This window comes from Chryseobacterium sp. MMO-72, from assembly GCF_037146035.1.
Classification (GTDB): domain Bacteria; phylum Bacteroidota; class Bacteroidia; order Flavobacteriales; family Weeksellaceae; genus Chryseobacterium; species Chryseobacterium indicum.
The window spans coordinates 1-2611 of record NZ_JBBCWG010000030.1 but is presented as its reverse complement, the minus strand read 5'-3'; the positions used below and the strand labels follow the sequence as shown (position 1 = coordinate 2611).

2 protein-coding genes are annotated in these 2611 nt (G+C 38.4%); one reads left to right on the top strand and one right to left on the bottom strand.

Features of this window, described 5'->3' with window-relative positions:
- Nucleotides 1-199: 199 nt before the first annotated feature.
- Nucleotides 200-1237, bottom strand: a complete 1038-nt coding sequence (locus tag WFH39_RS21135; RefSeq protein ID WP_116098783.1) for an NAD(P)H-dependent glycerol-3-phosphate dehydrogenase — start codon at nucleotides 1235-1237, stop codon at nucleotides 200-202.
- 228 nt (nucleotides 1238-1465) lie between these two features.
- Here WFH39_RS21135 and WFH39_RS21130 point away from each other — a divergent pair, with 228 nt between their 5' ends.
- Nucleotides 1466-2473 (top strand): M23 family metallopeptidase, encoded by a 1008-nt coding sequence (locus WFH39_RS21130; RefSeq protein WP_336691363.1) that lies wholly within the window; start codon nucleotides 1466-1468, stop codon nucleotides 2471-2473.
- The last annotated feature ends 138 nt before the right edge of the window (nucleotides 2474-2611 follow it).

Sequence of the window (2611 nt, the reverse complement as noted above, 5' to 3'; positions counted from 1 at the left end):
CTCCCAAAATTTTTTTCTTTTCTGGGCGGCCTCTTCGGGTTTTTTTTGGGCGGGCGGCCCCCCCCCCCCCCCCCCCCCCGAAAACCTAAAAAAGCGAGTAGCGAAAGCAGGAAAAAGCTCCAAATAAAAAAAGATTTCTATACATAAAAAAAACACCAGAAGAAGATTTCTGATGTTTTGTGTTATTTAAAATTGAAAATTAATCGAGTTTTGCGGTGAGTTTTTTAAACTGTTTTTCTGCATTTTTTCCTTCATACAGAATTCCATAGATCGTATCTACAATCGGAAGTTTCAGCCCTTTTTCCTTTGACGTTTTATAAATAGAATTCGCGGCATAATATCCTTCTGCAATCATGTTCATCGACTGGATTGCTGATTTTACGGTATATCCTTTTCCTATAAGATTTCCCAAATTTCTGTTTCTGGAGAATAATGAATACGCGGTAACCAGTAAATCTCCCAGATAAGCACTTTCGTTAACATCTCTCGGCGCTTCGTAAATGGCTTCCAGAAAAGTTTCCATTTCACGGATCGCATTGGAAACGAAAACCGCGGTAAAGTTGTCTCCATATCCTAAACCACTCGCAATTCCGGCTCCGATAGCGAAAATATTTTTAAGAATCGCACTGTATTCGTTTCCTAAAATATCTTTGCTGGAGTGCATTTTAATAAAATCTGAATTGAAAATATCCACCAGTTTCTGTGAAACTTCATCTTCTACGGTTGCAACGGTAAGATAGGACAGTCTTTCCATCGCTACTTCTTCTGCGTGACAAGGTCCTGCAATCACTGCCTGATTCCTGAAACCTATTTTAAATTCGTCTCTTAAATAATGTGCTACGACATCATTTACCTTCGGAATAATTCCTTTAATGGCAGAAACGAATATTTTATTCTGATAATCACAAGTCATTTTATCCAGCGTATCGGAAAGATAGATCGACGGCGTTGCCAAGACAATAATATCACACGCAGAAACAAGCTCGTTGATGTCTGTGGTAAGCTTTAAATTTTTAAGATTGAAATTAACTGCCGTAAGATAAGTCGGGTTATGACCTCTCTGTTCGATCGCTCCTTTTACGTACTCATTTCTTACGCACCAGTGTACGACTTTACAGTTTTCTACAAGCATTTTCACAATAGCAGTCGCAAAACTTCCACTTCCGACTACTCCTACCGCAACATCATTTTTGCTTTTCTTCGGGTTCGATTCTATATTTGTTTTCTTTTTTGCCATAATAGAAATGTGAACTGCAAATATATTAAAACAAAGACGGAAAGAAGGATTTTCGGCGCATGATAAAAACCAAATTTAGACAAAATTAACACTTCAACACAATTAAATATCTAATCGACCGTTAATTACAGAAAAAACTAAAGTTTTGTTAAAAATAAGCCTGAAAGTTTATTTTTAATTAAATTTGCAGGCTTAAAACCGTTTTGTAATTATACTAAGAGAAGAAAAATGAAGAAATTTCTAAGCAGTAAAAAGAACATAAATGTGCTTTTAGGAGGACTTTTATTAGTAGTTTTTGCGCAAGGTATTTTCATTGCAAAGTTGTATTCGGAAAAGGACAACAAAAATTATGAAGTAAACCTTGTAAAAATAAACACTGAAAAAGACAGTGTAGATTATCTGAAAATGAAAACTGATCTTACATTGGTAGATCAAACCGTAGCGGAGCTGAATTCTTTCCTTAAATCTAAGGATGTTCCCAACGAAAAAGTTACTATTCTGAGCAAAGACAGTATCTCCAACTCTATTTATCTGGCAAAACAGGCAAACCGATACAGCCAGTATCTGATGAACCTTCAAAAAAAGTTACTGGAAGTTCCTTTGGGAATGCCGACTGAAGGTTATATTTCATCTAATTTCGGAGTGAGAAAAAACCCTATCCCTTTTAAAACCGTTTTAGCCTCTGTAAAAAGCAGTGCTGCCAAACCTGCTGCTGTTGCCGCCGCAGCTCCGGAAGTAAAAGTTGAACCTGTAGAAAAAATTATAGAAGTAACAGACAGCTATGGAAATAAAAGAGAGGTAAAAGTAATGGTAACTCCGAAAGCTCCTTCTGCAGCTCCCGCTCCTGCTTCGTCAGCAAAATCTGTTGCAGCCGGATCTGAAAAACCAGCAGAAAAGAATAATGCGCCTGCAGAAGCAGACCAGATGCAGTTTCATAAAGGACTGGATATCGCTGTTGCTTATGGATCGGATGTCGTGGCAACTGCAGCCGGAACGGTTATTTTTTCCGGACAGAAAGGAGGGTACGGAAACTGTGTGATCGTTTCTCACGGAAACGGACTGGCAACTCTTTACGGACATTTGTCGCAGTTGGTCGCTAAAGTGAATGATAAAGTGAAAGTAGGACAGGTGATCGCCAAATCCGGAAATTCGGGTCGTTCTACCGGACCTCATCTTCATTATGAAGTACATAAGAACAATACTCCGGTAAATCCAAAGTTGTTTATGAATCTTTAAATTAAAATCTAAAATATAGAGTTTCGGGGGGGGGGGGGGGGGGGGGGGGGGGGGCGATATAAAAAAATTAAAAAAAAAAATAATTGTTTGTTAAGTATAGGGTCGGGGGGGTTTGTGTTGGGGTGTAGTGAAGTAAAA

What these genes read in the sequence shown, in the direction of transcription:
- WFH39_RS21135 (WP_116098783.1), bottom strand. Translation starts at nt 1,237, where the DNA reads ATGGCAAAAAAGAAAACAAATATAGAATCGAACCCGAAGAAAAGCAAA.
- WFH39_RS21130 (WP_336691363.1), top strand. Translation starts at nt 1,466, where the DNA reads ATGAAGAAATTTCTAAGCAGTAAAAAGAACATAAATGTGCTTTTAGGA.